Source organism: Qipengyuania nanhaisediminis, assembly GCF_900115585.1.
GTDB classification, from domain to species: domain Bacteria; phylum Pseudomonadota; class Alphaproteobacteria; order Sphingomonadales; family Sphingomonadaceae; genus Qipengyuania; species Qipengyuania nanhaisediminis.
Window position 1 is genome coordinate 1 of the sequence record NZ_FOWZ01000001.1, and the last position, 25,408, is coordinate 25,408.

At 58.4% G+C, this 25,408-nt stretch carries 27 protein-coding genes; 7 read left to right on the forward strand and 20 right to left on the reverse strand.

The window, feature by feature from the left end:
- Nucleotides 1-270: integrase core domain-containing protein (locus BM173_RS00005; protein WP_245755704.1), on the forward strand; the 270-nt coding region annotated here is incomplete at its 5' end.
- A 974-nt stretch (nt 271-1,244) separates the two neighbouring features.
- Here BM173_RS00005 and BM173_RS00020 read toward each other — a convergent pair.
- Nucleotides 1,245-1,700 (reverse strand): MgtC/SapB family protein, encoded by a 456-nt coding sequence (locus BM173_RS00020; RefSeq protein ID WP_245755705.1) that lies wholly within the window; start codon nt 1,698-1,700, stop codon nt 1,245-1,247.
- 127 nt (nt 1,701-1,827) lie between these two features.
- Here BM173_RS00020 and BM173_RS00025 point away from each other — a divergent pair, with 127 nt between their 5' ends.
- Complete coding sequence (locus BM173_RS00025) at nt 1,828-2,028, forward strand: hypothetical protein (RefSeq protein ID WP_090476154.1); 201 nt, start codon at nt 1,828-1,830, stop codon at nt 2,026-2,028.
- 203 nt (nt 2,029-2,231) lie between these two features.
- Entirely contained in the window at nt 2,232-2,777 is a 546-nt protein-coding gene (locus BM173_RS00030; RefSeq protein WP_090476156.1) for a DUF4287 domain-containing protein, read from the forward strand.
- A 536-nt stretch (nt 2,778-3,313) separates the two neighbouring features.
- Here BM173_RS00030 and BM173_RS14365 read toward each other — a convergent pair.
- Both BM173_RS14365 and BM173_RS00045 read right to left on the reverse strand, forming a co-directional pair.
- Complete coding sequence (locus BM173_RS14365; RefSeq protein WP_143089528.1) at nt 3,314-3,940, reverse strand: hypothetical protein; 627 nt, start codon at nt 3,938-3,940, stop codon at nt 3,314-3,316.
- Between the two features lie 1,655 nt (nt 3,941-5,595).
- Nucleotides 5,596-6,504 (reverse strand): universal stress protein, encoded by a 909-nt coding sequence (locus BM173_RS00045; protein WP_177201758.1) that lies wholly within the window; start codon nt 6,502-6,504, stop codon nt 5,596-5,598.
- A gap of 29 nt (nt 6,505-6,533) precedes the next feature.
- On the opposite strand from BM173_RS00045, the gene BM173_RS00050 reads away from it, so the two are divergent.
- Nucleotides 6,534-8,243, forward strand: coding sequence for a monovalent cation:proton antiporter-2 (CPA2) family protein (locus tag BM173_RS00050; RefSeq protein ID WP_090476164.1), 1,710 nt, complete (start codon nt 6,534-6,536; stop codon nt 8,241-8,243).
- Nucleotides 8,244-8,391: 148 nt separating this feature from the next.
- Here the strand turns inward: BM173_RS00050 and BM173_RS00055 are convergent, their stop codons facing one another.
- The 12 genes from BM173_RS00055 to BM173_RS00110 form a co-directional block, all read right to left on the reverse strand.
- Nucleotides 8,392-9,687 (reverse strand): APC family permease, encoded by a 1,296-nt coding sequence (locus tag BM173_RS00055; protein WP_090476166.1) that lies wholly within the window; start codon nt 9,685-9,687, stop codon nt 8,392-8,394.
- Between the two features lie 22 nt (nt 9,688-9,709).
- The gene (gene arsB / locus BM173_RS00060; protein WP_090476167.1) at nt 9,710-10,798 is read right to left on the reverse strand and encodes an ACR3 family arsenite efflux transporter; all 1,089 of its coding nucleotides are present in this window, start codon (nt 10,796-10,798) and stop codon (nt 9,710-9,712) included.
- Nucleotides 10,791-11,198 carry an arsenate reductase (glutaredoxin) gene (arsC, locus tag BM173_RS00065; RefSeq protein WP_090476169.1) on the reverse strand — a complete coding sequence of 136 codons (408 nt, stop codon included), beginning with the start codon at nt 11,196-11,198 and terminating at the stop codon, nt 10,791-10,793. The genes arsB and arsC overlap by 8 nt, the downstream gene beginning before the upstream one ends.
- Nucleotides 11,195-11,659: an ArsI/CadI family heavy metal resistance metalloenzyme gene (locus BM173_RS00070; RefSeq protein WP_090476171.1), complete on the reverse strand. Its 465-nt coding sequence runs from the start codon at nt 11,657-11,659 to the stop codon at nt 11,195-11,197. The genes arsC and BM173_RS00070 overlap by 4 nt, the downstream gene beginning before the upstream one ends.
- Entirely contained in the window at nt 11,656-12,006 is a 351-nt protein-coding gene (locus BM173_RS00075; RefSeq protein WP_177201808.1) for an ArsR/SmtB family transcription factor, read from the reverse strand. The genes BM173_RS00070 and BM173_RS00075 overlap by 4 nt, the downstream gene beginning before the upstream one ends.
- Before the next feature lie 963 nt (nt 12,007-12,969).
- A complete protein-coding gene (locus BM173_RS00080) occupies nt 12,970-13,629 on the reverse strand; it encodes a thermonuclease family protein (RefSeq protein WP_090476173.1) in 660 nt (219 codons plus the stop codon).
- A gap of 67 nt (nt 13,630-13,696) precedes the next feature.
- The gene (locus tag BM173_RS00085; protein ID WP_090476175.1) at nt 13,697-14,383 is read right to left on the reverse strand and encodes an outer membrane protein; all 687 of its coding nucleotides are present in this window, start codon (nt 14,381-14,383) and stop codon (nt 13,697-13,699) included.
- A 99-nt stretch (nt 14,384-14,482) separates the two neighbouring features.
- Nucleotides 14,483-15,181 carry a hypothetical protein gene (locus BM173_RS00090; protein ID WP_090476177.1) on the reverse strand — a complete coding sequence of 233 codons (699 nt, stop codon included), beginning with the start codon at nt 15,179-15,181 and terminating at the stop codon, nt 14,483-14,485.
- Nucleotides 15,182-15,333: 152 nt separating this feature from the next.
- On the reverse strand, nt 15,334-15,666 hold the full coding sequence (locus tag BM173_RS00095; RefSeq protein WP_090476178.1) for a hypothetical protein: 333 nt from the start codon (nt 15,664-15,666) through the stop codon (nt 15,334-15,336).
- 102 nt (nt 15,667-15,768) lie between these two features.
- Entirely contained in the window at nt 15,769-16,929 is a 1,161-nt protein-coding gene (locus BM173_RS00100) for a site-specific integrase (RefSeq protein ID WP_090476180.1), read from the reverse strand.
- A gap of 280 nt (nt 16,930-17,209) precedes the next feature.
- Complete coding sequence (locus tag BM173_RS00105) at nt 17,210-18,535, reverse strand: VapE domain-containing protein (protein WP_090476182.1); 1,326 nt, start codon at nt 18,533-18,535, stop codon at nt 17,210-17,212.
- Complete coding sequence (locus tag BM173_RS00110) at nt 18,519-18,794, reverse strand: hypothetical protein (RefSeq protein WP_090476184.1); 276 nt, start codon at nt 18,792-18,794, stop codon at nt 18,519-18,521. The genes BM173_RS00105 and BM173_RS00110 overlap by 17 nt, the downstream gene beginning before the upstream one ends.
- Before the next feature lie 368 nt (nt 18,795-19,162).
- On the opposite strand from BM173_RS00110, the gene BM173_RS00115 reads away from it, so the two are divergent.
- Nucleotides 19,163-19,432 (forward strand): LysR family transcriptional regulator, encoded by a 270-nt coding sequence (locus tag BM173_RS00115; protein WP_177201759.1) that lies wholly within the window; start codon nt 19,163-19,165, stop codon nt 19,430-19,432.
- 273 nt (nt 19,433-19,705) lie between these two features.
- Here BM173_RS00115 and BM173_RS00125 read toward each other — a convergent pair whose 3' ends face one another.
- The 5 genes from BM173_RS00125 to BM173_RS00145 form a co-directional block, all read right to left on the reverse strand.
- Entirely contained in the window at nt 19,706-20,080 is a 375-nt protein-coding gene (locus BM173_RS00125; protein WP_143089529.1) for a hypothetical protein, read from the reverse strand.
- A 75-nt stretch (nt 20,081-20,155) separates the two neighbouring features.
- Nucleotides 20,156-20,488, reverse strand: coding sequence for a hypothetical protein (locus tag BM173_RS00130; RefSeq protein WP_090476192.1), 333 nt, complete (start codon nt 20,486-20,488; stop codon nt 20,156-20,158).
- A 302-nt stretch (nt 20,489-20,790) separates the two neighbouring features.
- Complete coding sequence (locus tag BM173_RS00135) at nt 20,791-21,402, reverse strand: OmpA family protein (protein ID WP_090476194.1); 612 nt, start codon at nt 21,400-21,402, stop codon at nt 20,791-20,793.
- Entirely contained in the window at nt 21,402-21,941 is a 540-nt protein-coding gene (locus BM173_RS00140; protein ID WP_143089530.1) for a hypothetical protein, read from the reverse strand. The genes BM173_RS00135 and BM173_RS00140 overlap by 1 nt, the downstream gene beginning before the upstream one ends.
- Nucleotides 21,942-22,017: 76 nt before the next feature.
- On the reverse strand, nt 22,018-22,629 hold the full coding sequence (locus BM173_RS00145; protein ID WP_090476198.1) for a hypothetical protein: 612 nt from the start codon (nt 22,627-22,629) through the stop codon (nt 22,018-22,020).
- A 508-nt stretch (nt 22,630-23,137) separates the two neighbouring features.
- Here BM173_RS00145 and BM173_RS00150 point away from each other — a divergent pair.
- Both BM173_RS00150 and BM173_RS00155 read left to right on the forward strand, forming a co-directional pair.
- Entirely contained in the window at nt 23,138-24,709 is a 1,572-nt protein-coding gene (locus tag BM173_RS00150; protein WP_143089531.1) for a type IV secretory system conjugative DNA transfer family protein, read from the forward strand.
- Nucleotides 24,706-25,323, forward strand: coding sequence for an NYN domain-containing protein (locus BM173_RS00155; RefSeq protein WP_177201760.1), 618 nt, complete (start codon nt 24,706-24,708; stop codon nt 25,321-25,323). The genes BM173_RS00150 and BM173_RS00155 overlap by 4 nt, the downstream gene beginning before the upstream one ends.
- Nucleotides 25,324-25,408: the final 85 nt, after the last annotated feature.

Below are 25,408 nucleotides of genomic sequence, written 5' to 3' on the forward strand. Positions count from 1 at the left end.
CCCGGCAAGCCGATGCAGAATGGCTTCGTGGAAAGCTTCAATGGCCGTCTGCGCGACGAATGCCTCAACGAGACGCTGTTCACCTCACTGGCTCATGCCCGGTTCGTGCTCGCTGCATGGCGGCACGATTACAACACGGTCAGGCCACACTCGAAACTGGGCGGGAAGACCCCCGCCGAGATCGCCGGCGAACGTGTCTGGGGGCATGCCCCCAGACACGTTGCCATCCCATCAAACATCAATCATGAAGGAGCGAGACTCTACCTCTGAATGGTAACAATCAGGGGAGCACGTCAGAAGTAGTTTCGCAAGCTCTAGAAATGTTGCCGCAAAGCAAGCCAGCGTCGAGCTTTGAGCGAGCTAAATAAGGTCCGCTTTTCACCCAGTTCGTGACTGATTTGCTGAGCTTGGCGTGTCCAAGGAGCGGACCAGCCGCTAAGAGACAGATTGCGGAAGATCTATTGGACGCCCATCTGGAACCGATGAGAAAACCGATATTCCTATCAGTTCTTCTGCTCTTTGGATGTTCGCCAAGTGGCACATTCGACAGCGAACGGTGGAAGAATGCTGACCTTTCGACCAGAGACCGCGCGGAGATTGTGGACAATCTGCTCGCAAAACACTCGCTTGATGCCATGCAGCGTTCACAGGTTATCGAGTTGCTGGGGTAACCCACGCCTACCGACATGTGGGCGGACTGGGACATGATCTACGTTCTAGGCCCCACAGAATATATGCCGATCGACCACGAGTGGCTGCTAATCGATCTGGATGAAGCCGATCGAGTGTCGGACTTTAAGCTAACTGAGGACTGACGGCAGCTTTCCACCCATCTGATGACGCTCTCACCGAGACAGCGATGTGCCAGGAGCGGACTGTCCGCTCACGACCCGATTGCGGACCTTACCTTCGCTTGTTCTTCGCAAGATACAGATACAGCCACGGCGCTGCGGCGATTGAGAGCATAATCGCAGAATAAAGGGGTGAATCAAACCTCAGGATTGCGCTCACGGCGTGCCAGCCCACCATCAATATTGCGGAGCCCCAAATCAAGATCGCACCAAAAGCGAAACACAAAAATGTAACTCTCATTTCTGACATTTCTGAGGCGTTATCATTAACTGCCATTTTTGTCAGCTTTCCACCCATATGAAGCCGCTTTTACCGAGCTAGCGGTGTGCCAGAAGCGGACAGGCGGCTAACGACCCGATTGCGGTCATTGGAAACATGCCCCGCGGTGCGTACTAGTCGTTCTTGTGGTCCGGGTCCCACTTTGATGTGAAAGGGGCGCTAGCAACTAGCAAGACGAGCACGATTGCTGAAATTGCGATAGCAAGCCAAAGCTCACCCATCCCACACGTCAGACCAATAGCGCCAGCGACCCAGATGGATGCCGCCGACCCAGCGCCTTGGACGAAATTCCCTTCCCGAAACATGGCGCCAGCACCCAGAAATCCAATACCTGTAATGACGCCTTCGATGACCCTGGTTGGGTCGATATTAGAATTGGTGTCATTGATAGTTTGTAGCATCTCTATCGATGCCATAACGAGGCCGCATGAGCCGACGGAGATGATAACAAATGGTCGGAAATCGATGGGCTTGCGTCTTAGAAATCGCTCAAGGCCGATGAGGAATGGGAGGACGGTGGCGAAAGCGAAGCGCATTGCCGCATCTCCCCAATCCATCGTCTCGGGCACGAAAAACTCCATAGATCCGTGCTACGAACGAACCCAAAAGAAGTTTCGGCTCTACGAGCTCTTCGTCGGAATCTCTGTCGTTTGGCTGCTATTTGCAGGGACCAAGAATATTTCATAGTCTGAGAACATGGAAGATGTAGAACAGTCACTTCGCCACAAGCTCAAGAACGCTAAGCAGGAGAAGCTTGCGCTCAAAGGCTTGATCGAGCGGGCAGCCGACGAGATCGACAGCTTGGCGGAAGCGGATTGTTCGGAAGAGGCCATCAGCAGCGCCAAAGCGCAGGCCAAGCGCCTCAGACGAGCAAGTTCACCAGACAACGATAAATAACCGCTTTCCGCCCATCTGACGACAGTTTCACCGAGCTAGCGATGTGCCAGTAGCGGACGGGCGGCTAACCACCCGGAGGGCGCCCTCTCCGCGTTAGGCAGGCAGTCTCACAAGCGCCCAATCGCCCCATCTCGCAAATACTTTACTTCCATGGCACAATGGTCCTGCGGCACGGAGCAAGATGTCACACGGGAGATCGGAGAATGGGGAGTTCACCAGAAGACCAACTTGCCACCATGATGGCGAACATTCCTGAAAAGACAGGGAAACCGCTGTCGGAATGGATTGAGATCATCGCGAAGAGTGGTCTGGAAAAACACGGAGCCATCCTCAAGCTACTCAAGGAAGAACACGGTGTAACACACGGCTTCGCCAACCTGATCGCGGCAAAGGCGCGCGAAACGGGCGAGGAAGTAGATTTGGTCGCCGCTCAATATGCGGGACCCAAAGAGTCGTTGCGCCCCCTTTACGAAGACATTGTGAAGTTCGCTCAGTCGCTCGGTTCCGATGTCGAGATCGCTCCCAAGAAGACGAGCGTCAGTCTTCGTAGAAAGAAGCAGTTCGCCTTGATCACTCCAGCCACCAAGACACGCATTGACTTGGGCGTAGCACTCAAAGGGGAAGAGCCGACTGCGAGGCTGGAAACCTACAATGCCATGTGCAGTCACAGGATCCGTCTGGAGGCAGTCTCTGACTTCGATGATGACGCCAAGGGTTGGGTCAAAGACGCCTATTCCAGATCAGGTTAGATGCTCTAGCCAAGTGTCCGCTTTCCACCCATTTTCCGACGCTTTAACCGAGCCACCGATGTGCCAGGAGCGGACAGGCAGCCAACTCCCCGATTGCGGACGCACACATGCCGGATAGCGCCCGAGCATAAGGTGGAAGCTTTAAGTCAACCGGCCGCACTAACCCCTCAGGAGGCGTCGGCGAGCGAGCAAAAATAGAAGCGTGGGCCATGCAACCGTGTTGAGAATGTCTAACAAGGCTCCGAAAGCGTTTGCGACGTAGTCTGGCGTCAGCACATCAATGAGCTCGTTACCAATCGCGAAAGTGTAGACGAGTCCTATTGGCACCACCGAGCGCATTCGGCGACGAAACAGAAGTGAACTGAGGAAAAAGATCAGGAGTCCGGCGTGAAGATGCAGTAGTGCTTCTGAGGCACCCAGATAATCGCCCAGCGCCGATTTCGTCTCGGAGTATTTCGTAAGCCAACTGAGCATCGATGCGCCCTTAGTGATGAGGCAATTTCATGACAACCAGCGCGAAGCCAATTCCGCTCCCGCTAACGTATCTCGAAGTCAAGCAAGGTGAACCGAGCAGGCCCAGTTGCATGAACGCCGTGACCACGCCCTCCTGACCACCCGAAGACAAAACCGACTCGTTCAGCATTCTCTAGGGCATCTTCAAATGCCGGATTGCCCCGGGACTGCGCGCCCATAACAGCGCCCCACTCATCACGAAAATTGAGCGTGATCGTATGTTCTCCAGGCGTTAGCGGGAGAGTCTTATCGCTCACGGAATACCACCGGTAGGAGGCATGCCTGTTTTTGGCAGACCAGTTGTCGCCACGCCTCTGGAAATATAGGCTGATCATCGCAGGCGAGCTTGGACGTTCATTGGCTACAAAACGCGTCCCTTCAGACGCATCGATACGGTATCGAATGGTCAAACTTCGTGCATTGGCAAGAGAGCCTGTTTCTCGTGTGACATACTTCACTTGCCCACGTGGATCGGCAGGAAAAACGAAAGCCGGTCCATCATCACTGTCGGCCATCACCCTAGGCACTCCTACCGAGTAATTCTTTCCACGGATTTCCGGGCCGATTTGCCAATCGGCGCCTCGCTCCGAGGCCAGGGCGGAAGCAGATAGCAGCATCAGTGGTGTTATTGAAAAGTTGCGCAACTTCATTCTTCGTTGATAGCAGTGAGGCGTTGTCGAGAAGGTGAACGGTCCGGCAATCTCAGCAAGATCTCAGCAAGATCTCAGCAAGATCTCAGCAAGATCTCAGCAAGGACGGACTGACGTGGAGAGCGACTACCGCGTTCCACCCAATGTCGGGCGAAGATGAGCGGCTGTCGCAGCATCGAAATCAGCCACTGGATGAGTCATCGTAGCAGTCCAAGTGGATAGGAGTGGGATGCAAGGGCGGAAATGATCGACCCAAGGCAGTTTCGCCCTTTAGAATTGGTGCGTCGCCCTCTAGAGACTTTGGGAACTGCTTGGGTCACGGGGGTCAGCATTGGCCCGAATATAGTGAAGCCGATGGAAACATAGGCGTCCCGCACATTCTCCCCAGGATTTCGTAATGATGGGGTCACGTGTTCGAGTCACGTAAGCGGCACCACGCTCTTCTAAGGGATTGCTTTCCCTAAAAAAGTACGGAAAATCAGGCTTTCTTGCTCCGCGACGGTACAAAGCGGAGGTACAAAAAGTGGGTCTCGTATTGCGCTACATCGTTGAGCACGCGTCGGGTCGGTGTGACTATCGGCGCTACTTCCCAACCGCTCTTGTCCCTTTTGTCCCGGGCGAACTGAAGCTCGTGAAGCGGTCGCTGGGGAAGGTCGATGACCCTGACTTCGACCGCCTGCATCGAGAAGCAGCCCGAGAATACGAGCGGCTGGCCAAAATGGCGCAAAAGGCCCGTGACAAGGCCTACGATGCGCTGGACGCTCCGACTATCGCATGGCTCGCAGAGACATTTGTCGCTGAGGAGCTTGAGGCGGATGAAGAGGCCCGATGGGATACTGAAGAGCGCGAACTGTACCGCAGGACCGCGAAAGACCTCGAGCAGCGAGAAGCGGCTGCCACAGCAAGCTGGCATCCTGACGATCCTCTGAGGTGGGCCTCAAAGACACGCGAAGCAGCGTCGTGGAGCCTCGATCACCGTAGAGGACTTCGCGCCGCTGGCGATCTTGAAGGTATCGTGCGGAGCCTTCAGGTCGAAGCTGAGCTCCTATTGGAAGCGCATGGTTTCGTGATCGCCCCCTCGGATGTGCACGCAATGCAGAACCTTTGCCGGGCACTCAACGACGCATCGATCAAGGCGGCTGAAGCGAAACTGGATCGGCTTGATGGCGAAGAAGTTCTGACACCCGCCACTCCGACAAGGCCAGTCGAAGTTGCCGACAAGCCCCACACGGCGAAGACCAAGGTTTCCTTGATGGAGACTTTCGAAGGTTATGCTGCGAAGCCGGACATGACCCCAGGGGTACGCGACGAATGGCGGCGCTATGTGGCTCGCTTAGTAGAGTGGCTTGGGCACGATGATGCGACCCGCCTGACCGCTGATGATCTCCTGGCTTGGAAGAACGAATTGCTTTCAGAGACCACACGAACCGGTCGGCTCAGAGACCCAGTTACAGTCCGGGACAAATACATCACTTCCGTGAAAGCCACGCTCAATTGGGCCGTCCAAGAGCGCTTGGCGGCCCTCCCCAAAGCGGAAGGGCCGCTTTCCCGTCGACCAGGTGGTCATGAATGTCCAATATTGGGTGGAAAGCGGACGATCCAAATCTGGTTGTTAAAGGGTGTGCTCAGACATTGTCAGCCGCGAGCCAGGATCCCTATTCGTTTCCCTTCACGACGAGAGTGTCGATCGGCAGGCTTCCGAGCAGCTCGTTGGCGGTGCTGCCGATCGTCGCATGCCGCAGGGCGGATTCGCCATGCGTCCCTAGCACCAGCAACTCGGCCTCGCTCTCGCGCAGGTCCTTGCGCAGTGCGCCCCCCGTGCTGCCGTAGACAAGATGCGATGTGACCCGCTTACGCGTTTCACCATCGAGCTCATCCAAGAACTCGCTGAACACCTTGCGCTCGGCCTTCTCAACATCCTTCCGTACGTAATCGGCGTTCTGCCAGCCTTCGAATGGTACGTGATAGGCATGGATCAATTGGATACCGGCTTTCGGAAACATTTCCGCGGCTTTCTTCAGTGCGACGCGTGACGGCGGATAGAAGTCAGTCGCACAGGCGATGCTGTCGTAGGGATATCGGGGCCGGTTCTTGACTACGAGCACCGGAACCGGCGAGTGGCGTATGACATAGTCGACCGCCGTTCCCAGCAGGTAATCCTTCATGCTGTTGAAACGAGCCACCCCGATCACGATCAGGCTCGCTTCCACTTCTTCCGCCACGCTCGCAATGGCGTAGTCCGCACGCTCGATCGGGTAACGGAAAGTAATTTTTGTATCTGTTTCTGGGAGAACCGAGCGCATCCTGCGATCCAGCTCGCTCCATGGTGGTGGCTCGCCCAAGGCGGGATCGAGAGCATGCACCAGCACGACTTCGGCATCCCATTGCTCTGCCAGTTTCAGCGCGCGGTCAATCGCGCGGTCCGCTTCGGCGCGAAAATCGGTGCCGACAACAATTCTGCCTACCATAATAAACCCAGTCTCCTCTACGCCTCCTCGTGCACAGACGACCCTATCGATACCAGCATGGGCCCTCAAGGAATTCTGGTCTTCGGCTATCGACAATAGGGTCGATTTTGCCGAGTGTCGAAGCGATGGAATCGCAACTTCACATTCCTTACCTTCGCGAAGTGATCGTGTTCTTGGCGGTGGCCGGTTTCGCGGTTCCTTTGCTTCAGCGCAAATTTAGTCCGGTTCTCGGCTACCTTCTGATCGGCGGGCTGATCGGACCGTATGGGCTCGGCCTGTTCGCCAATGACTATCCTATAGCGTCTTACGTTGTGATCGACGATCTCGATGGGGTTCGTGCTCTTGCTGAGATCGGCGTCATCTTCCTCCTGTTCGCGATTGGGCTCGAGCTGTCGCTGGACAGATTGTGGTCGATGCGCCGCTTCGTCTTCGGTCTCGGGACCGCGCAGATCGTCCTGACCGGCATGCTGATCGGCAGCATCGCTTATGCATGGGGAAATTCGGGGTCGGCGGCGCTCGTCCTGGGCGCATGTCTGGCGTTGTCCTCGACAGCCATCGTCATGCAATTGCTGATCGAGAAGGGCAGGCTCACCACACCGGTCGGGCGCTCGGTGTTCTCGGTGCTCCTGATGCAGGATCTGGCGGTCGTCCCCATCCTCTTTATTGTCGGCGTCCTCGGGACGGTTTCCGCAGGAGAGAGCATCGCCTGGGATCTGGCCTTGGCGCTCGGAGAGGCGGCGGTCACGGTCGTCGTCATATACGCCGTCGGTCGTCTTCTCGTGCGGCCGATCTTCCGCCTGATTGCCCAGACCGGCAGTCGCGAAGCGTTCATGGCCATGATCGTCTTAGTGGCGCTTGGCACGGCGGCGGTGACGGGGGTCGTCGGTTTATCGATGGCGCTCGGCGCGTTTCTCGCTGGCCTGCTGATTGCCGAGACCGAGTACCGGCACCAGGTCGAAGTCGACATCGAACCGTTCAAGGGCCTGATGCTCGGGCTGTTTTTCATGTCGGTCGGAATGGGGATCGACTGGCGCGTGTTGGGAGAGTCGCCATTCTGGATAGCGGCGTCCGTAGTCGGTCTCATCGCGCTGAAGGCGGTCGTAAACATCGGCCTCTTTCTGCTCTGGAAGTTGCCCCGTCACCGTGCGGTGGAGGCCGGCTTGCTACTCTCGCAGGCAGGAGAGTTCGCCTTCATCGTAGTCGGACTTGCGATGTCGCTGGGGCTCGTGCCAGGACCGACAGGCCAGTTCATGCTCATCGTCGCGAGCCTGACGATGATGCTTACCCCCGTCCTCGAGCTCATGGCGCGCAAATCTGGGGCTTTGATCGAGGAGCAAACGGCCCGAGGTGCTACCGAGCAAGCGGAGGCAACCGAAGCGCTTGAGGGCCATGTCGTCATCGGCGGGTTCGGGCGCGTGGGTCGGTTGATTGCCTCTATCCTTGATCGCGAAGGTCTCTCCTACATCGCCATCGACAAAGATCCGGCGGTCGCTGCGCAGGCGCGATCGATGGGCCTGCCTGTCAGGTTCGGTGACGCATCGCGGCTTGACGTCCTACAAGCCGCGCGCGTCAGGCACGCGACCGCGCTGGTAGTCACTCTCGGGGATGAAATACCTACCGAGAGGCTGACCGCGAGAATGCGAGAGGCGGCACCGCATGTTCCGCTGTTCGTCAGAGCGCGCGACGGTGATCAAGCCGAGCGGCTAACTAATGCGGGAGCGACCGCCGCGGTCCCCGAGACCATTGAGGCAAGCCTTCAACTAGCAGCGAGAGTGCTCGAAGGGTGCGGGTTCGACGATGATGTCGTCCAGCGACGCATTCAGTTGGAACGGTAGTCTCCCTTCGTGCTGGTAATACCATCGGAATGTCTGCATTCGGGTCGTTAGCTGCCGGCCCGCTCCTGGCACACCGCTAGCTCGGTGGAACCGTCACGACATGGGTGGGAAGCAGACGCAACGCCGATAACGTGGAGGTGCCTGCCCCCTATCGCCAGAAGGCAGGTAGAACTCGCTTCCACAGAAGGCCAATGGCGATGAGCCCCAAGCCCGCTGCCCAGACCGGCACCGGGACCCAGAACGCCAGAAACACGCAAGCGGCGAGGCCGGTGATCGCAATCCAGCGCGGATAGAGACGCTCCTTCTCCGGCAGTCGCAGAGCGGCAAAGTTGGTGATCGCGTAATACACCAGCACGGTGAACGCGCTGAATGCCCAAGCTGTCTCGATGCTGCCAACCGAGGCGAGCGCCGCGACGAGGACACCTACAGCGATCACGGCGGCGGCCGGCGCCGCGCCTTTCGCCGAAAGGCGGCCAAACGCTGGGGGAACATCTCCTTGCCTACCCATGGCAAGGAGAACCCGCGACAGACCGAGGATGAGGTTGAGCAGAACACCGAGCATCGCCGTGATCGCTCCAACCGCGACCAGCCGCGCCAGCAGCGGCGCGTCCATCGCTCGGGCGGCAAGTTCCAGCGGCGTTACTTGCGCGCCCGGCGCATTTGCAAATCTGTCCGCGCCGACACTACTGATCGCTACTGCGGCGACGGTGACATAGAGCAGGGCCGTTGCAATCAGGGTGACGATGATGGCGCGCGGGATGGTGCGCTTGGGCTCCTTCACTTCCTCGCCCAGAGTGGCGATGCGCCCGTAACCGGTGAAGGCGACGAACATCAGGGCAGTCGCGTAGAGGAACGCTTCCAGCAGACTACCTTCACTGCTCGTGAAGAAGGGCATGAGGTTGTCGGGACCGTCAGCAGCTGCGCTCGGAATGCCCCAGACCACGAACAAGCCAAGGGTCAGCAGCGTGACCGAAACAATGGAAATGTTCACCCAACTTGAGCGCCTTATCCCGCCGAGGACGAGCAGAGTGAACAACGCTATCGAGGCGACGGCAACCCATGCCATGTGGTCAAGACTGCCGCCTATCAGGCGCAGGAAATAGCCTGCGAACCCAAGAGCAGCGGTAGCCGCAGACGCACTCTTGGCGCAAAGGAACATCCATCCCGCTGTGAAGCCGAGCGACGGATTGAGATAACGATAGCCATATTCGTAGGTGCCGCCGCTGACTGCATGACTGGCGGCAAGCTGCGCACTCGAAAGAGCGTTGCAGGTTGCGACCCCTGCGGCGAGAACAATCGCTAGAATAACAGCGGGACCTGCGACCCCTGCTGCGATCCCAATGCTGACGAAGACACCGGTTCCGACCATAGAGCCGAGGCCCATCATCGTGGCGCCGCCGATCCCGAGTTGTCTCTCGAGGCGGTTGGGGTGAGTTTGGCTCATTGCTTCATCAGTGGATTGCCCTTCACGCCTTCGAAGAGGTTCGATCCGGTCTTGCTCGATGATCAAAGCTTCGTTGTGTCCGGTTAGCGATCGCCACAAGTGAGAGCATGACGGGGACCTCTACCAGCACTCCCACTACCGTCGCGAGTGCTGCACCGCTCCCTAAGCCGAACAACCCGATCGCCACGGCCACGGCCAACTCGAAGAAGTTCGAAGTGCCGATCAAGGCACAAGGCGCGGCGATAGGGAACGGCACTCGCCATGCCCACGCAGCGGCGTAAGTGGCAAAGAATATGCCGTAGCTCTGGAGCACGATCGGAACAGCAATGAGCCCGATCAGCAGCGGGCGCGAGACGATCACCTCGCCCTGGAAGCCGAACAGCAAGACTACTGTCAATAAGAGACCGAGCACCGACACCGGCTTCAAGGACGACGTGAAGCGGATCACAGCGTCAGTATTTCCGGCGCTCCTCGTCAGGAGGTATCGCCGCGTGAACGCGCCTGCGAGGAGCGGGACGACCACATAGAGCACTGTCGAGAGCAGCAGCGTCTCCCACGGCACCGCGATGTCAGTGATCCCGAGCAGGAACGCCACGATCGGCGCGAAGGCGAAGATCATGATGACGTCGTTCACCGAGACCTGAACCAACGTGTAAGCGGGGTCGCCGCGGGTCATCTGCGACCATACGAACACCATCGCCGTGCAAGGCGCTGCGCCCAACAAGATCAGCCCGGCGATATACTGCTGCGCATCGGCCGGCGCGATCAGGTCGGCGAAGACCACCTCGAAGAACAGCACCGCAAGGCCGGCCATGGTGAACGGCTTCACCAGCCAGTTCACAACGATGGTGAGCACCAGTCCCTTGGGCTTCTGCCCGATGTCGCGCAGGCTGGCGAAGTCGACCGCCACCATCATCGGGAAGATCATCGCCCATATCAGCAGCGCGACCACCAGATTGACGGAAGCATACTCAAGCGCTGCCAGCGCGGCGAAGACCTCCGGCAGAAGGTTTCCGAGCATCAGCCCTGCCGCGATGGCCAGCGCTACCCACAGCGAGAGCCAACGCTCGAAGAGACCAAGCGCACTCGCCTGTCGCTGCGCGTCAGCCATTTGCGCTCACGACCTCGCCATCTTCCTTCACAAACGGCTCCCGCAGCGGCTGGTCGAGCACGTCGAGCACCAGCTCGGAAGGCCGGCACAGCTTAACGCCGCGCGGGCCGACAACGATGGGACGGTTGATGAGCAGAGGGTGCTCGATCATCGCATCGATCAATTCGTCGTCCGTCAGCGTCTCGTTATCGAGGCCGAGATCGGCATAGGGCGTGCCTTTCTGTCGCAACAGGTCGCGCGGCGCGATGTTCATGCGCTCGATCAGCGACAAGAGTTCATCACGCGAAGGCGGTTGGACAAGATACTCGATCACCTCGGGCTCGCTGCCGGTGGCTCGGATCAGCGCCAGCGTGTTGCGCGAAGTGCCGCAGGCGGGATTGTGATAGATGGTGAGGCTCATCCGCAGCACGCCACCTTCGAGGACAGCGCAGGCGCACAGCAGGCAGTCTCCGCGGCATTGGCGGAGAGAGCCGACAGTTCGGGATTATCGCCGTAGACGGTCGCCTCACCGTTGGTGAAGAAGGCCTCCCAGACGACGCCTTGCGGGTCGGCGATCCAGCTCTTCTCGGACTTGGCGTAGCAGCAGGTGGTGGCACCCTCCTCGAGCACCGGCCGGTCGGCAGCTTTCAGGCGGCCATAGACTTCCTGTAACTCGCCCTCGCTCTCCACCTGAATGCCTAGGTGCTCAACGCCCTTGTGAGCGTTGCCGGAGGAAATCGCGAAGTTGACGAGCGGATCGTCCAGCATCCATTTCGCGTAATCAGCCTTGGTCACCGTCGGCTCGGCGCCGAACAAGGACGAGTAGAAGCCGATCGACTGGGTAAGATCGTTCACTCCAACGTGGACATGCAAGCGCTTCATGCCGATACCTTTCCTTGAGGTTGAGCAGCATCTGCGCCGCAAGTGTTCTCGGGGGCACAAGTCGTGCCTCCGCAGCAGTTCTCCATGAGAAAGCCGACCAGCGCGTTCATCGCGTCGTAGTCGGCGGTGTAGATGAGCGAGCGACCTTCGCGTCGCTGCTGGATCAACCCCGCACGAGTGAGGTGCGCCAGATGAAACGACAGTGACGAGTTTGGGATGCCAAGCTCTTGAGCGATTGCACCTGCTGGCATCCCTTCCCCCCCGGCTTGGACGAGCAGCCGGAACAGGGCGAGGCGATGTTCCTGCGCGAGAGCTCCAAGAGCTTCAACTGCGGCTGGCGAATTCATTTCCATGAACGTCGAAATATCGGCGCACGCGAGCTTGGTCAACCCATATTTCTATGATCACAGAAATGTCCGCCGCTCTTCTCTCGTGCTTGTTGCCCGCGCGAGATCGAGCGGCGGCTATGGGGTCGATCACTGCCGGTCCGCTCCTGGCACATCGCTGGCTCGGTGAAACCGTCACGAGATGGGGTGGATTGCTGACGTGTACCTAAACTCTTGTCATGCGCGTAAAGGAACATCAAAGCGGTTGCATGTTCAAGCGGATTCGAAAGTTAAGCTGGCCAGCAGCGGGGCTTCTCGTTTTGTACGGATGCAGCGAGGGCGGCTTGCAAAAGGACGCTCAAGGCAGAGTTGCTTACGAATGGGCCAAACCGAACAGTTTCGACGGCACCCTGACCGATGGCCGCTTCTCTCATGAAGGTGGTTGCGTCATTTTCACTCTAACTGACGGTCGTCGCTTCCTTCCGATCATGCCCGAGGGTCAACTGTATTCAGTAGAGCCTATGCGAGCCTTATTTACTCATGAGTGGGCTGTCAGCGGATTCGATGAGAAGAGTGACGCAGTTAAATCGCTTCGGGACGACCCTGTAGCTGTGGAATGTGGGGCGGCTCCTGCTTTTATTAGCGGAATCGGACCGCCGGGTCCGCCATCGCCAGCTCCCCCGTTTCCAATTCCACCGGCGCCGCCTCCGGAAGCATCAGCTCGTGGGCGGGCGCTAGAATGAAGAAGAGAGCATCGGAACAGGGTAGTAATCTGCCGGTCCGCTTTCATTTAGAGGTTCCCTCCGGGTGAATGGCTGAAATCGGGTCGTTAGCAGAATGGCAGCTGGCCGTGTGCCTTTCCCTTTAGCTGCCCTTCGCAACGGGCGCCGGAAGCGCTTCACATAAACCGCATTATCAGTTCGTTCCGTTTCACTAAGTGCTGCGGAAAAGATCGAACCGCCAATTGATTAAGACCGCTCGGCTTCAGCGGCGCCCTCGATATGGTTCGCAAGCAATCCCATCGTTATCGCCGTCCAGCCTTGGCCGGTAGCCTGGCTCACCACGGTACATCGGAGCATAGCCTGCAGCTCGCGCCTCGCGGCATCCTCGGAAATAGACACTGTTTGAAGCTTGAGCTGTTGTTGCCTGCGGTTGCCTCTCGGTCCTGATAGTCGGAGCAGAGCTTGGGTTCGCCGCACGGAAGTCAGCAGGCTGCATGAATTCTCCTGCCCAGATGCCAACGCCTTGCGACTTAGCCTGCGCCTCAGCAAAAACGTACTCGTCGCTAAACTGAGGAAGGGCCAACGCTAAGCCCGCCCTGACAAGCGCCTCCGCGACATCAGTTCTTCCCACTTTGCAGGAGGCAACAACTCGGTTGTATTTGTCGGACCCACGCTGATGGCAGGAGAGTATCTTTCCGTCGACCAACGCAGACAGCATAGCCTTTGCCTCTTGTCCGCATGCCCACACTTCTCCTTCGCGCAGGCAAGTCTGCAGAGCTTCTGGTGCGTCGATACCAGCCAAGCGGACGTCGAAGCCTGTCATGGCCATGGAGTCCCCATCGACAGCTTTCCCTTGCCCCGTAAGAACCTGCGCGTGCGACACAGCAGGCAAGAACAGGAGCAGGGAAAGAAGCCATCTCATTCGGGGAATCTCACTGACACTAAGTACAAGTTGGGGCGGAGGTACTGCACCCCCCGCCCCTTAAGATTTAGAAACGGAAACCGACACCGGCCACGATTTGGTGGCGCTCAAGGTCCACGGTGTCGAAGATTTCACCGACCTCGACGGAAGTGCCATCGTACTCGACCTCTGCGTCGGAGTAGCTGGTATACCGGTACTCGAGTTTGCCAAAGGCGCTCGTGCCGAAGCGCTGCTCTACACCAACGCCGAAGCGCCAGCCGCCGAAGTCGAGATCAGCAGAGTCGGAAGCGGGAACACCGTCGACCGTACCTTCAGCGTCAATGTCGATCGTGGTTCGTGCGTAACCGACTTTGCCATAGAAAGCCGTACTTTCACCCACCCAGGTGCCCAGCCGGCCACCGACGTACCAGTTGAGCCCATCTTCTACGCTTAGCGTTCCATCGAGGACCGAACCGTCGATCTCCACACCGGAGACTTGCTCTTCTACGCCGTTGGTTGAACTGGACAGCTCCGCTTCCACCCCTACGAGCACCGGGCCGGAAGGCAGATCATACCCAATACCGATCCCGTAGAAGATGCCGCTGTCGTTATCTTCAATGTCATTGGCTTCATCGATGCTGAGATCGATACGGTCCCAGCCGGCCAGGGCCTCGACCCGGAGCCCAGCAGCACCTTCTTCGGTCGACTGTGCCTGGGCCGTTGTAGAGGCCATACCGAAGGCTATGGCGAACGATGCAAAAACTACTTTTTTCATTCTTTCTTCCTGTGAAAGTGGAAAATGAACCGTGAGCCGCAGGCGTCCGGGTTCTGCAGGGGACGTCCGCAGCGAAGACCTGCCTACGGCTCACGGAACTCAGTCATTCTTTGTCTGGATCTTAATTTCGGTTGCCGGACGAGCAGCCTCCGCAGCTTCAGCTTGTTCAACCTCTACTGCTGCCTGCCGAGCTTCTTCAGCCTGCACGCTTCCCGGAACATAACTCGCAGTCACTGGCTTCGGAGCAAGCGTTGCACCTTCAGGCAGCGCAACCGGCAGATCGCTTTCCAGCGTCGCCATGAGCTCTCTTCCCTGCGGAATTTCTCCGCTGCGGCCGGTAATGAAGCCCGCGAAAACGCCAGCCGCAATGACGCCGCCCACGGTCGCTAGGGTCGCGCCCTTGCCCTCTTGGCGATACGTACCGTCGATGTTGATGCGCCTACCGCCAAGCTCCAGGTGCTCAAGTTCGATGTCCATCTTGCCGGATTTACCGAACGCACCCCTGCTGGTGAGCCAGGTGATCCGACCGACTGCCTTTGTGCCTTTGGGAATGACTACGAAGTCACCCAGCATGACAGGGGCGGCGACCGTAAGGCCAAACTGGTCGCCTTCTTCCCAGCCCCGCCCCTTCGTTGTCACGGTTTGGCTCATTTGCAGCGCGATTTCCGTGCCAGCAGGGAGCACGGTTTCGGGATGAGCCGGCGCTCGCACCGCTTGGACAGGTAGCGGAGCCTCCTGCGCCGCTACCGGCGACGCCCCAATCAGTCCGGCACCCGCCAGCAAAAAATACTTGTACATTTACTTCCCCCTTTAAGCGATCCCACCCACTAAGCAGGCTACCTACCAAGAAAAGCGAATGCAGAAGGGAAAAATTTAGTTAATGCATAACTTTGGCGATTTTATACAATTGGTAAGTGCCGGGCATCACTCCCGAGAAGGGCCGGGCCTCCCTAGCTCAGTGGATGGAGCCGATAAGCGCCAGAGGAACCCTTGAACCAGTCGCCGCGCGAACGGTCAGGGTGGGCGAAGTTCTTCAGCGTCATGCCCACGTGCTTCGGATTGCAGTTCAGTCGAGTTAGAAGGGCTACTATTTGCTTTCCCTCGTTCACTCCAGCCTCGATGCATGCGGCAACGAGAACTCGAACCAGGTCGTGTTTGCTCGTCTCTTCGCCACAGGTGTTGGCTAGCGCCCTGAGCTCAGGCAGCAGTGCCTCTTCCTGCTCAGGCGTTTGCGCCTTTTCTGGGTGGTTGCACCCACAAGGCTCACCGTTTTCTTTTTTCATATTATGTCCTTTGCGCCGCGTCTGGCGGCAAAAAATTAGTAAGGCTATCTCACCCCTCGCAGCCCCCGAGCGGGAGTACGAAGGGTGAGTGACCAGAAAGTGTTATCCAGGCGGGCTGTTGTGGAAGGCCGACGCTCCTGCCTCTACCGCCGCTAGCAAGGTGTCATTTGCCAGGTGGGCATACCTCATCGTCGACTGGTGATCGGCGTGCCCGAGTATCCGGCCGATTGCGAAAAGGTCCGTGCCAGCGTTGGCCATGAACGAGGCGGCGCTATGTCGCAGGTCATGAATGCGCAGGCCAGGCAAGTTAGCCTCCCTTCTCGCTGTGTCCCAAGCTCGTTTGATCGAGTTGTAGGGCTTCAACGTTTCCGGGTTCGGTACAAGCCACGGGCAGCCAGGTATGTGCACCAAGTCCGCTATGACGCTGAGGGCAGCTGAGGCCAACGGAACCCGGCGTGCTTTGCCAGTCTTGCTGTCCGGGATCAGCCAGGACCGCTGCTCGACATCCACATGCTGCCACTTGGCCTGCAGAAGTTCAGACTTTCGCGCGCCTGTGAAAAGCAGCAAGCTTACAATCGCGAAGAGCTGCGGGTTGCTGGATGCCTTGCAGGCTACGAGCAGGCGGTTCGCTTCCTCCTTAGTCAGATACCACTCACGCGCATTGTCGAACTTGAAGCGCGGCACGGCTCGGACCGGGTTGATCTGCGCGCCCGGCACGTTCCACTGCCGCCCTAGTTCGAACGAGCGTCCCAACATCATGCGAAGCTTCTCGACGGTGGCGGGCGCGTAGCTCTTGCGCTTTTCCGCAAGCCAGCGAGAAACAGCTTGAGGCGTGATCTCGTCCAGCCGGAACTTGCCCCACTTGGGGATCAAGTGCCGTTCCAGGACCGCTTGCGTGTTCTCCGGTCTTTTTTGGTAGGTCCGGGCATGGTCGAGGTGTTGCTCTGCCAACTTGGCGTAGGTCGGAATAGCTTTGGTTTGCTTCTTCCGCTCGGCTGGGTCTCCGTTCAGCACGACCTCCGACCTGAGGCGCTTGGCCTTCTTCTGCGCTTGCGCGAACGTGATATCCTCGTAGCGGCCGATTTTGAGCTGCTTTTGCCGGTTGGCTCCATCGATGTAGCGGAGGTAGTAGGTTTTGCCGCCACTCCGACGGACTTCGAGGACAAAGCCGGTTGTGGTCGTGTCCCAGTATGTCTCTTTGTTCTTGCCGTAGGGGCAAGCCGCGGCGAGACAAAACGCCGCATCAAGCTTGCGCTTGGGCATGGTTCTTCCTTTCAATTTTGGTTGCGAAAAACGCAGCAGGGGCCCTTCGGCGGCCTCGCTATGGCCCGGGCCACCCGCCGCGCCGAGTTTTGCTTCCTGGCCTGCAGAGGAGCCCCGCTAGGGACCGCTCACCGCTGGGATGCGAACCGCGCGCTGGCCATGGGGCTTGCGCGGCACTTCACCAGCATTGCCTCGGCGGGCCGTTGGATTTGCCACCCCCTCCCCACCCCCTGGCTCGGCGTTTCTGGGGGGGTAGGGACGGGGCAGCGGTTTTTGTTGCTTAGTAGAGGTCGTCGTCGTCGACGGTTGCGTAGGTTTCGCCCCCTTCCCTTATTGTGGTCGCGAACTCATCTCGCCAAGGGATCGGCCACCGGTTGTATCCGCCGGACCGCTTTGACTTACCGAGAAGCCCTCGCAGGGCCACGTTGGCCTCCTTGCACTGCGGATTAGTTGGTCGTGAGAAACCTAGTGCTTTCAGCACCTCGGTTGCGGTCATGCGCGGCAGATTAGGCTTGTCCTTCCGATCTAAATCGAGTGCCTCTTCAATTTTCGCTTCGATCGCAGAAATGACCCGATGCTTTCGGTTCACTTCTTCTAGCTGCCGCTCTTCGTTGGAGGTGAGCCACCACTGTGCGCCGCTATCAAGTTTGACCTTCAGCTCTGCGAACACCTGCTGCATGTCGATGTTGTGCTGATAGTCGATGCCAGCGGCTGGGATCGTCCAGAACCGGCTGTTCCCCGTGCTATCGAGCAAGAACTGCTCATCGTTCACAGACGCAGCGAAGATCGTTGTCCTTGGATACTCGGCTTCGACCCTACCGTAGGGCGGCCTGATCTTGTCGGTGGTTTCCGTGATAAAGGCCTTCAAGCTCGCAATGTCTTTCCGGAATGAACCTTCGAGCTCGCCAAGCTCGACAATCCGGTGCCGGAGAGCTGTGAGCCGGGCGTCTTTTCGGCCGCCATCCCAGCTATGCCCGAGCTTCACTATGTCATCTCGAAGCTTCGGCGGAGAGATCAGGCTGGCGATCCAGCTTGTTTTTCCCAGCCCCTGTGCGCCCTGCAGCGTGAGCACCCCGCGAGCCCGGAAACCATTGCCAGCAAACGTGGCCGCGACAATACTGAGCAGCCACTTCGTCACGAGCACTTGCTGAAACGCCAGGTCATAGTGGTCTACCGGAACGATCGTGCCGGCTATCGCTGCGAGCCTAGATGTCCCATCCCACGGCTTACTGAGCACCCAGTCTGCAAACGGGTCGAACGGCTGGCTGTCGGCCACGGCTAGAAGGTAAGCACTTGTTTGACCGGTTGAGAGACCATTTTTGATCAGCAAGCTCTGTAAGTAAGTGAGCACCACCTCGTCCCGGTTTTGCTTCTTTGTCACGAGGCCGGGATACTCAACCTCGGCGCGCTTCTTGATGAGGTTAAACCGAACCGAAATGTCAGCTTCGGTCAGCAGGTGGCGGAAGTTCGCCAAGGTGGTGGGCACGTGTCCGTTTGGATGCAGCGGTTGATCCGGAAAACTCTGGCGTTTGGCGGCCGCTGTGGCTTTAGGCTTCAGCTCCGCAAGTTCACCTGCGCGCTCGGCGTGCTTATTCTGCGATGACATGCAAACCTCCGTTGACTGTCTGCGTCCAATGCACACCCATCTGCGCGTAGATCAGATCTTCGATCTCGCTGTAGATGTGGCCGCCGGTAAGCCTTGTGACTTCCTCGATGACCTTTTCGATCTTCGTGGTGCCGGAGCGGACCGTGGCCTTGACGAAGCTGATTTGGCCCTGGGCGCCGGCCGCATCGAACTCTAGCTTTAGCGCTTGCATTCGAGTGCGAAGGCCGAAGCCGAACTTCGCTGAAATATCTGTTTTCATGTAATTTTCCTTATTTTTTGTTTTATGGATTGCGGATATATTTCGGGTGTCCGCTCACCCGTCAGTCGATTTCCTGGTCAGGGAATTGTCAAAGAACCAAGCGCGTTGACCGTCGCACCTGCTCGCATTTCCGGTAGGGAGCACCGCCATCCACTTACTGCGCCAATTCTGTCGTTCGGCTCCTCAGGATGTGGCTCCAGAATATCGAATTTTGCGCCCAAATGTGGCTAGGTTCGTCTGTCGCATCATCCTGAGCTATGGGGATTAATGCCGTTTGTTGCGGTAGCTGCACGGGTGCTCTACTCACCTGTACAGCGAATCAGGCCAACCATTTGGAGGCAGCAAAAGCCGCGATGTCGAAGAAACGGATGGAGACACTGCGACTGATCCAGCTCTCTGCCTTCGTTGCTGCTGCGGAAAAGGGCAGCGTGACTGAAGCTGCTCGGGAGCTAGGCGTGCACCGATCAAATGTGAGCCGGTACATCATGGACCTAGAAGATTGGCTTTCCAGGCCGCTTACCACCGACGACGTCCCTCTTGAGCTGACAGTTTACGGTAGGCAGTTCCTTCCAATCGCCCAGCAGGTCATCGAACTTCTCAACGATGCCAGGGCGTCGCTGCCCGCCGCAGGGCAGTGAAGTGAGACGAAGCTCCTGCCTTCGCCCCACCCCTCATTCACTTTGCTGCAAGCGCAGATAAAATTGCCACTACGGTAAGAAACGTGAAGCCGGCCACGGGATGCGCCGCAAATGCGCCGATTGCTATTAAGCCGGCAAGCACGCTCAAAGTCTCGCCCGGGGCCCTGACAAGGCTTAACCCAAACGCCAGCAAGCCGACGGCTAGCAGCGCGGCTAGCGCAGTCCGAAGAGCCGCTAGTAGAAATGCTAAAGCCAAGAGGGCGCCCAGAAGCTTCACAGCTGCACCTCAGCGCGGCGGCAAAGGCGTGCCAGTTCACTTCCCTCTCTGTCTTCTGCCAGCACGATGTAGGCGAACCCGTCGTCGCCCACCGTGTAGAGCATCTCCCACCAACCGTCGTGGTGCTCAAGCCAGTCGCAATCGAGGCAGTTCCTGACCTTTTCAGTTCGAGTTTGCAGCGGAGAGAAGCCAATCGCTTGGACAATCTCCGCTTCTGTATCGTCCGCCTCGACGACAAGGATGTGCGTATAGTTCTGCAAGCCGCAGTGAATGGTATCTGCCAAGCGGTCGGCAAGAAGTGTTTTCAGCTCCGGATCGAGCGGCCGGGCGAGCAGCGCTTTCACTGCCGTCATGTTAGGTAGGTCATGCACGTGAATTTCCTTTCGGGCACAAAAAAAGCGCCCTCGGAGTGAGGACGCTGCGAGCGTGTTTGGCTGAATGATCGGCTAGTCAGCGTTGGCCTTGCAGATCGTTAAAAGGTCTGGCGCAGTGTCCCGCTGGTCGGGAATAAGCACCACGTGACCGAAGCCATCATCGCAAATGATGAACACAGCTTCGTACCAGCCGTCCTGCCGTGCGATAAATTCCCAAACCTCGAAGGGTCGCCGACGGAAGGTCTCCAGGCATCCAGAAGAGTCGCCCGGTTGCAGGACGAAGATCCAAGCGGTTGCTTCCGTCTCTAGTAGCTCCGCATAGCGCTGAAGGATGGCCTCCGGCACAAGTTCGGCGCAGTAAGCTACGGCGTGCGTAATCGCCGCCGCCGATGTGAGAATGAGCATCTCTTGTCTCCAATAGAAAAGGCCCCCGGGATTTCTTCTGAGGGCCCTTGGTTAGGGGGAGGGAGGGGGCGGCAGATTTGCTCGCTTCTCCATATAAGATACTCGTTTTTGCGCGCCATCTCGGCCGTTTGAGGCGTGCGTGCTGCGACGCAAAAGCTGTCGTTCGTTCAGGATGATCGAGATGGCAGCTTAGCTGCCTAGACGCTGTCGTTCGACGAGCGAATCGAACTCCCTCAGAACTTCCGCGCGTTCGCAGGACATCCAGAAAATGTGGCTCGAATTCCGGACGGATGCCGGCAAGATCAAGCGATTGGAATCACCACTTCAACACGGCGGTTGCGCGCACGCCCATGTTCCGAATCCGTACCGTCCGAATTAGCGTTCGGCGCAAGAGGCTCGCTTTCGCCTGCGCCTTCCAAGGTAAATTCGCGTTGGCGAACGCCGACCTGACTGGCCATCCAGTCGCGAACGGCCTGTGCCCGCCGCTGCGAAAGGTCGTCGTTATAGCTATCACTTCCCTTGCTGTCCGTGTGGCCAACAATTGCGATACCGCCTTGAGGCGCAGCGCGAATGGCTTCTGCCACCTGCCGCAGCGCGGTTTCCGCTTCGGGTTTCAATTCCGCACTGTCGAAATCGAACAGCACATCGGCCGGCAACTCGACAATCCGGTTCGTTCCGACAATGCGCGAGTTGAGATCACTGGCGATCGCCGTAAGGCTGGACGTTCGAGCAGACAGGTTGCTTAGCGGACCCTGGCCCTGGTCGACCGCCGTCGCCGGAGACGATCGCTCGTCCTCCGGCGCCTCTGGCGAAGCGGCGGTCTCGTTGCGATCGTCCGGCGTTTCGGATGTGGCACCGCAACCTGCGAGTGCGACAAATGACGCAGTCAACGGAACGAGGAAAGCTGTCCGCATCAGGTGCTCGGAACCGGCAAGCCGTTGAGCGATCCGGCTTCCGGAATGCTCAGGGAGATCGTGGTCACGCCTTCGGCAGGCCTGGGAAACTTGAACCAGCCGATGCCGTCTCTGGTCTGAACCCGCACACTGGATCCGTTGGCGGTGAGAGGGCTCGCCACATATTGGCCATCGTTGTTTTGCAGCACGCTGACCATCCGGGATGTCTGGTCCTCGATATAGTTCACCTGGTCGAGGTCGATGTTTTGGGTCCAATTCCCCTCGCGATCGGTGAGACGAAATTCGACGGTCATGATGTCGCCGACGATCTCGATATTGGTGATGTCCATTGTCGAGCCACGGGCGAAAGGCACGGTCTTGATTGCTTGCGGTGCCGGAGCCGGCGCAGGGTCCGTGTCGATCCGAGTGACCTGCGAAGTCTGCGCCGCCTCCGGCATTTCGTTATCGGCCGCCGGCGCCGCATTCTCGTCCCGAGCTTCGCAAGCCGTCAGTGCAACCCCTGCGACGATTGCGATCCCGGCGAACCGCGCCTTTTTCATGATCCATTCCGTCAACATCGCTTCCCTTTCGACTGACTTGCTTTGATTTGTATTTCGAGACTGCCCGTGGCTGATATCACTCTCGAGGATGCATGACGAGGCTCGCCTGAATGCGATCCGCCAGTGCCCGGTCGAGCGGGGCGGGGGCTGACAATGCCACGGCGACGGCGTCGTTCGTTCGCTCGTCTGCAGCCACGATCCACGTGCCACCGAAAACGCCGCGGGTCTCTTCGGTGCCGTAGTTGAAATCGAGCCGCACGGCCGATGTTGCGCCCGGCACGTCGATGTCGGTCGTGCGCAGCACGCGGAAGCCGGGGGTCCCGATTTGGATGTCGCCTATCAGCGCCGTCATTCCTATACGGGCCGTGCTGAAATTGCCGAATTCGGGGCTTAGTGCCAGCGTTGGCTGCCCTTCACCTGGACCAGCAACAAAACGGTGGGTGAACTGGCCATCGGTATCGCTTGTCTGGGTCCAGCCATCCGGCACGCCCGTCTCAAGACGGCCCGACCTGACCGCATTCGCAAAACTCTCATTCGTGATCGGACGCTGCCCTGCGCGGTAATCGCCCGATGCCTCTTCTGCGGCGACAGCATTGCCCGAGCGATCGTTCTCGCTCTCTTCTCTCACGTTACAAGCCACAAGGCCCGTCGCGACGATGGACAAGACCAAGAGCCTGTGCCGTATCATTCAGAAGCCTCCTTCCTCGAAAAGCCTGTCTAGTCGAACATTTATTCCTCATAGATGCGTTTCGACGGACAGCACCGTGTGCGCGACGGAGTGCTTCGCGCGGTCGGCTACGTCGTGGCAGCGGAGCAATCTTGGCAAAATGTCTGGATCGATGGTCTGGCATCCGGAAAGCTGCCTGTCCGCAATCGGCCCAATAGCCGATAGGCTGCTCTTGGCGAAAGCTGCCGGACGGCAATGCGCCCCAAACGAGACCTTAGAAGCCACCTTGAGCAATCACGAGAGCGGTCATTCTCCCAGCCAAGCCAAAGCGTAAAGGAAGCATGCTGCAGGATAAGCGATAGTCGATGTTTGTGCGACCTCGTTCAGAGAATATGAGACGACGCTCTTGCTTGCCGCAGCAAAGCGGCGATTTGATTGTCGATAAGATTCTTGCAAACGAAGGGCTATAATGTGAGTTTGCCGTGCGAAAGTCTTCTTGGGGGGTCTTACATTGAGGAAGAAGGATCAGGTGTCTGCAAAGAAAGAAGGCGCGGGCAAAAGTGAACCTACTCTTCCATCCAAGCTTTCTCCCGATGGTCTCCTGATCGGCTATTCGCTGGACGAGGCAGCCCACCGTCCCGTCATGGGCTTCCAATTCGGCGAAGCTGTTGAGGATGAAGATGCCGACGGCGGCATGCTGGAGCCGATACTTCACACCAGTGATGGCCACCTGATTACCCTTGCGCGCACAGGTGCGGGTAAGGGCGTCGGTTGCATCATCCCGGCCCTGCTGCGCTACCGTGGTCCGGCGATCATTATCGATCCCAAGGGTGAAAACTACCAGGTGACAGCGCGCAGGCGGCGTGAGCTTGGCCAGGAAGTGCGACTGCTGGATCCATTCGGTGTCACCGGACAGCAAACCGATGCGCTCAACCCGCTCGACCTGATCGATCCGCACGCGCACGACGCGGTGGACGATGCGGCGCAACTGGCAGAACTGCTTGTGGCAGAGACCAGCAATCGCGACCCGTTCTGGGATAGCCGGGCCTATTCGCTTGTCACCACAATGCTGTTGTTTGTCGCTTACGGCAGGCCGCCGGTGCTGCGCAACCTTGAGGAAATGCACTACCTGCTGAACCAGTCGGCGACTGACATGGATTTCACCTTCAAGGAAATGGCCAAGAATCCGCTGCCTGCCGTTCGTCAGGGTTGTGCCGTCAAAAGCACGGCCGAGGCGAAGGTGTGGGCATCGATCCTTTCCACTGCCCAATCACATACGGATTTTCTTCGCAGTGCAGGGGCACGTGCGGCCCTTGGGCAATCCACCATCGATCTCAACGCGATTACCCGCGGAGATCCGCTAACCCTGTATATCGTGGTGCCGCCGGAAAAGCTCGAAAGCCACGGAAAACTGCTGCGTCTGTGGATCGGTATGCTGATGAGCGCGATCACCCGCCGCAGCCGTCGTCCGGAGTTGCCCACCCTGTTTGTGCTTGATGAAGCAGCACAACTGGGCGAACTGAAGCAACTGCGGCAGGCCATCACCTTGTTGCGCGGCTACGGCCTCAGGACATGGAGTTTCTGGCAGGACCTGAGCCAGTTGAAGATGCTCTATCCGCGCGACTGGCAGACGATGGTGAACAATTGTGAAGTCTTGCAAAGCTTCGGTTTCGCAAACGCCAGCGTGGCGCGTTCGGGAGCGGAATTGACCGGTTTCTCTAACTGGCGGGCCTTGCAGGACCTTGAGTACGACGAGATGGTGCTGGCCTTGGCGGGCGATCGTCCGGTAATTGCGCGCAAACCCAACTACCTGAAGGATCCAGCTTTCGCCGGGCAGTTCGACGAGAATGCCTTTTACAGCGATGCTGCTGCCAAGGAAGCTGACCACTACAGTTTCGACCCGCCGCGCAAGCGAAGGAGCCTTGCCGAACTCAAGCGCATCAGGGCGAAGGAAAAACGCCGGTCGGAAGTGCCTCTTCCGCCAGACCATGATGGTCGTTCGGCCAGCGATGTTCTTCGCGAGGAATTCGACCTTTCTGGAGACGAGTTTTCGCCGCCTGACGATATCGAAGAACCTGACTGGGAAGACGACAAGAAGTGACGACCAAGGTGGGAAGCCCGGTCGCAACCGGGTTTATCGACGGACAAAACCTGTTCAAGCAGGCGAAGCGGCTGTTCGGCCACAGGGAGCCGAACTTCGACCCTGTGGCGCTACACCGCGAGGTCTCGCGAATGGCCGGTTTCGCTCCGGGCCCGGTCCGTGTTTACACGGGAATTCCCGCGGCCAACCGTCAGCCACGCTGGCACCTTTTCTGGAACAACAAGATTCAGGCCATGAAGCGAGCAGGCGTCACCGTGACGACTCGTCCCTTGCGCTATCGCAAGCGTCAGTTGTTCGACGAAGACGGCGAGGTGGAAACCATCACGCAGGCAGAGGAAAAGGGCATCGATATTCGCATCGCCCTTGATCTGGTGCGCATGGCCCGCCGCGAAGAGCTGGATGCGGCCATCATCTATTCACAGGACCAGGACCTGAACGAAGTCGTTTTCGAAATCGAAGCGATTTCCCAGCTCCAGGGCCGGGAAATTCCCTTGGCCAGCGCCTTCCCCTGGTCGTCGCAGACTCATTTTGATCGTGGAATTGCCCGCACGCAGTGGCTCCGGATCGATCAGGAAACCTACGGCTCGTGCGTGGACCCGGCAGACTATTTCTAACTTGCCAGCACGCGAAGGCGACGGAGAGACGATGGAAAGCGTAAGGATCGAAGACGGGATTATCGTCCGGGGGGACCTTGAAGAC

What these genes read in the sequence shown, in the direction of transcription:
- BM173_RS00050 (WP_090476164.1), top strand. Translation starts at nt 6,534, where the DNA reads ATGGAATCGCAACTTCACATTCCTTACCTTCGCGAAGTGATCGTGTTC.
- BM173_RS00080 (WP_090476173.1), bottom strand. Translation starts at nt 13,629, where the DNA reads ATGAGATGGCTTCTTTCCCTGCTCCTGTTCTTGCCTGCTGTGTCGCAC.
- arsC (WP_090476169.1), bottom strand. Translation starts at nt 11,198, where the DNA reads ATGAGCCTCACCATCTATCACAATCCCGCCTGCGGCACTTCGCGCAAC.
- BM173_RS00055 (WP_090476166.1), bottom strand. Translation starts at nt 9,687, where the DNA reads ATGAGCCAAACTCACCCCAACCGCCTCGAGAGACAACTCGGGATCGGC.
- BM173_RS00130 (WP_090476192.1), bottom strand. Translation starts at nt 20,488, where the DNA reads ATGCTCATTCTCACATCGGCGGCGGCGATTACGCACGCCGTAGCTTAC.
- BM173_RS00075 (WP_177201808.1), bottom strand. Translation starts at nt 12,006, where the DNA reads ATGAATTCGCCAGCCGCAGTTGAAGCTCTTGGAGCTCTCGCGCAGGAA.
- BM173_RS00145 (WP_090476198.1), bottom strand. Translation starts at nt 22,629, where the DNA reads ATGATACGGCACAGGCTCTTGGTCTTGTCCATCGTCGCGACGGGCCTT.
- BM173_RS00105 (WP_090476182.1), bottom strand. Translation starts at nt 18,535, where the DNA reads ATGTCATCGCAGAATAAGCACGCCGAGCGCGCAGGTGAACTTGCGGAG.
- BM173_RS00025 (WP_090476154.1), top strand. Translation starts at nt 1,828, where the DNA reads ATGGAAGATGTAGAACAGTCACTTCGCCACAAGCTCAAGAACGCTAAG.
- BM173_RS00090 (WP_090476177.1), bottom strand. Translation starts at nt 15,181, where the DNA reads ATGTACAAGTATTTTTTGCTGGCGGGTGCCGGACTGATTGGGGCGTCG.
- BM173_RS00110 (WP_090476184.1), bottom strand. Translation starts at nt 18,794, where the DNA reads ATGAAAACAGATATTTCAGCGAAGTTCGGCTTCGGCCTTCGCACTCGA.
- arsB (WP_090476167.1), bottom strand. Translation starts at nt 10,798, where the DNA reads ATGGCTGACGCGCAGCGACAGGCGAGTGCGCTTGGTCTCTTCGAGCGT.
- BM173_RS00115 (WP_177201759.1), top strand. Translation starts at nt 19,163, where the DNA reads ATGGAGACACTGCGACTGATCCAGCTCTCTGCCTTCGTTGCTGCTGCG.
- BM173_RS00070 (WP_090476171.1), bottom strand. Translation starts at nt 11,659, where the DNA reads ATGAAGCGCTTGCATGTCCACGTTGGAGTGAACGATCTTACCCAGTCG.
- BM173_RS00135 (WP_090476194.1), bottom strand. Translation starts at nt 21,402, where the DNA reads ATGCGGACAGCTTTCCTCGTTCCGTTGACTGCGTCATTTGTCGCACTC.
- BM173_RS14365 (WP_143089528.1), bottom strand. Translation starts at nt 3,940, where the DNA reads ATGAAGTTGCGCAACTTTTCAATAACACCACTGATGCTGCTATCTGCT.
- BM173_RS00030 (WP_090476156.1), top strand. Translation starts at nt 2,232, where the DNA reads ATGGGGAGTTCACCAGAAGACCAACTTGCCACCATGATGGCGAACATT.
- BM173_RS00085 (WP_090476175.1), bottom strand. Translation starts at nt 14,383, where the DNA reads ATGAAAAAAGTAGTTTTTGCATCGTTCGCCATAGCCTTCGGTATGGCC.
- BM173_RS00140 (WP_143089530.1), bottom strand. Translation starts at nt 21,941, where the DNA reads ATGAAAAAGGCGCGGTTCGCCGGGATCGCAATCGTCGCAGGGGTTGCA.
- BM173_RS00095 (WP_090476178.1), bottom strand. Translation starts at nt 15,666, where the DNA reads ATGAAAAAAGAAAACGGTGAGCCTTGTGGGTGCAACCACCCAGAAAAG.
- BM173_RS00100 (WP_090476180.1), bottom strand. Translation starts at nt 16,929, where the DNA reads ATGCCCAAGCGCAAGCTTGATGCGGCGTTTTGTCTCGCCGCGGCTTGC.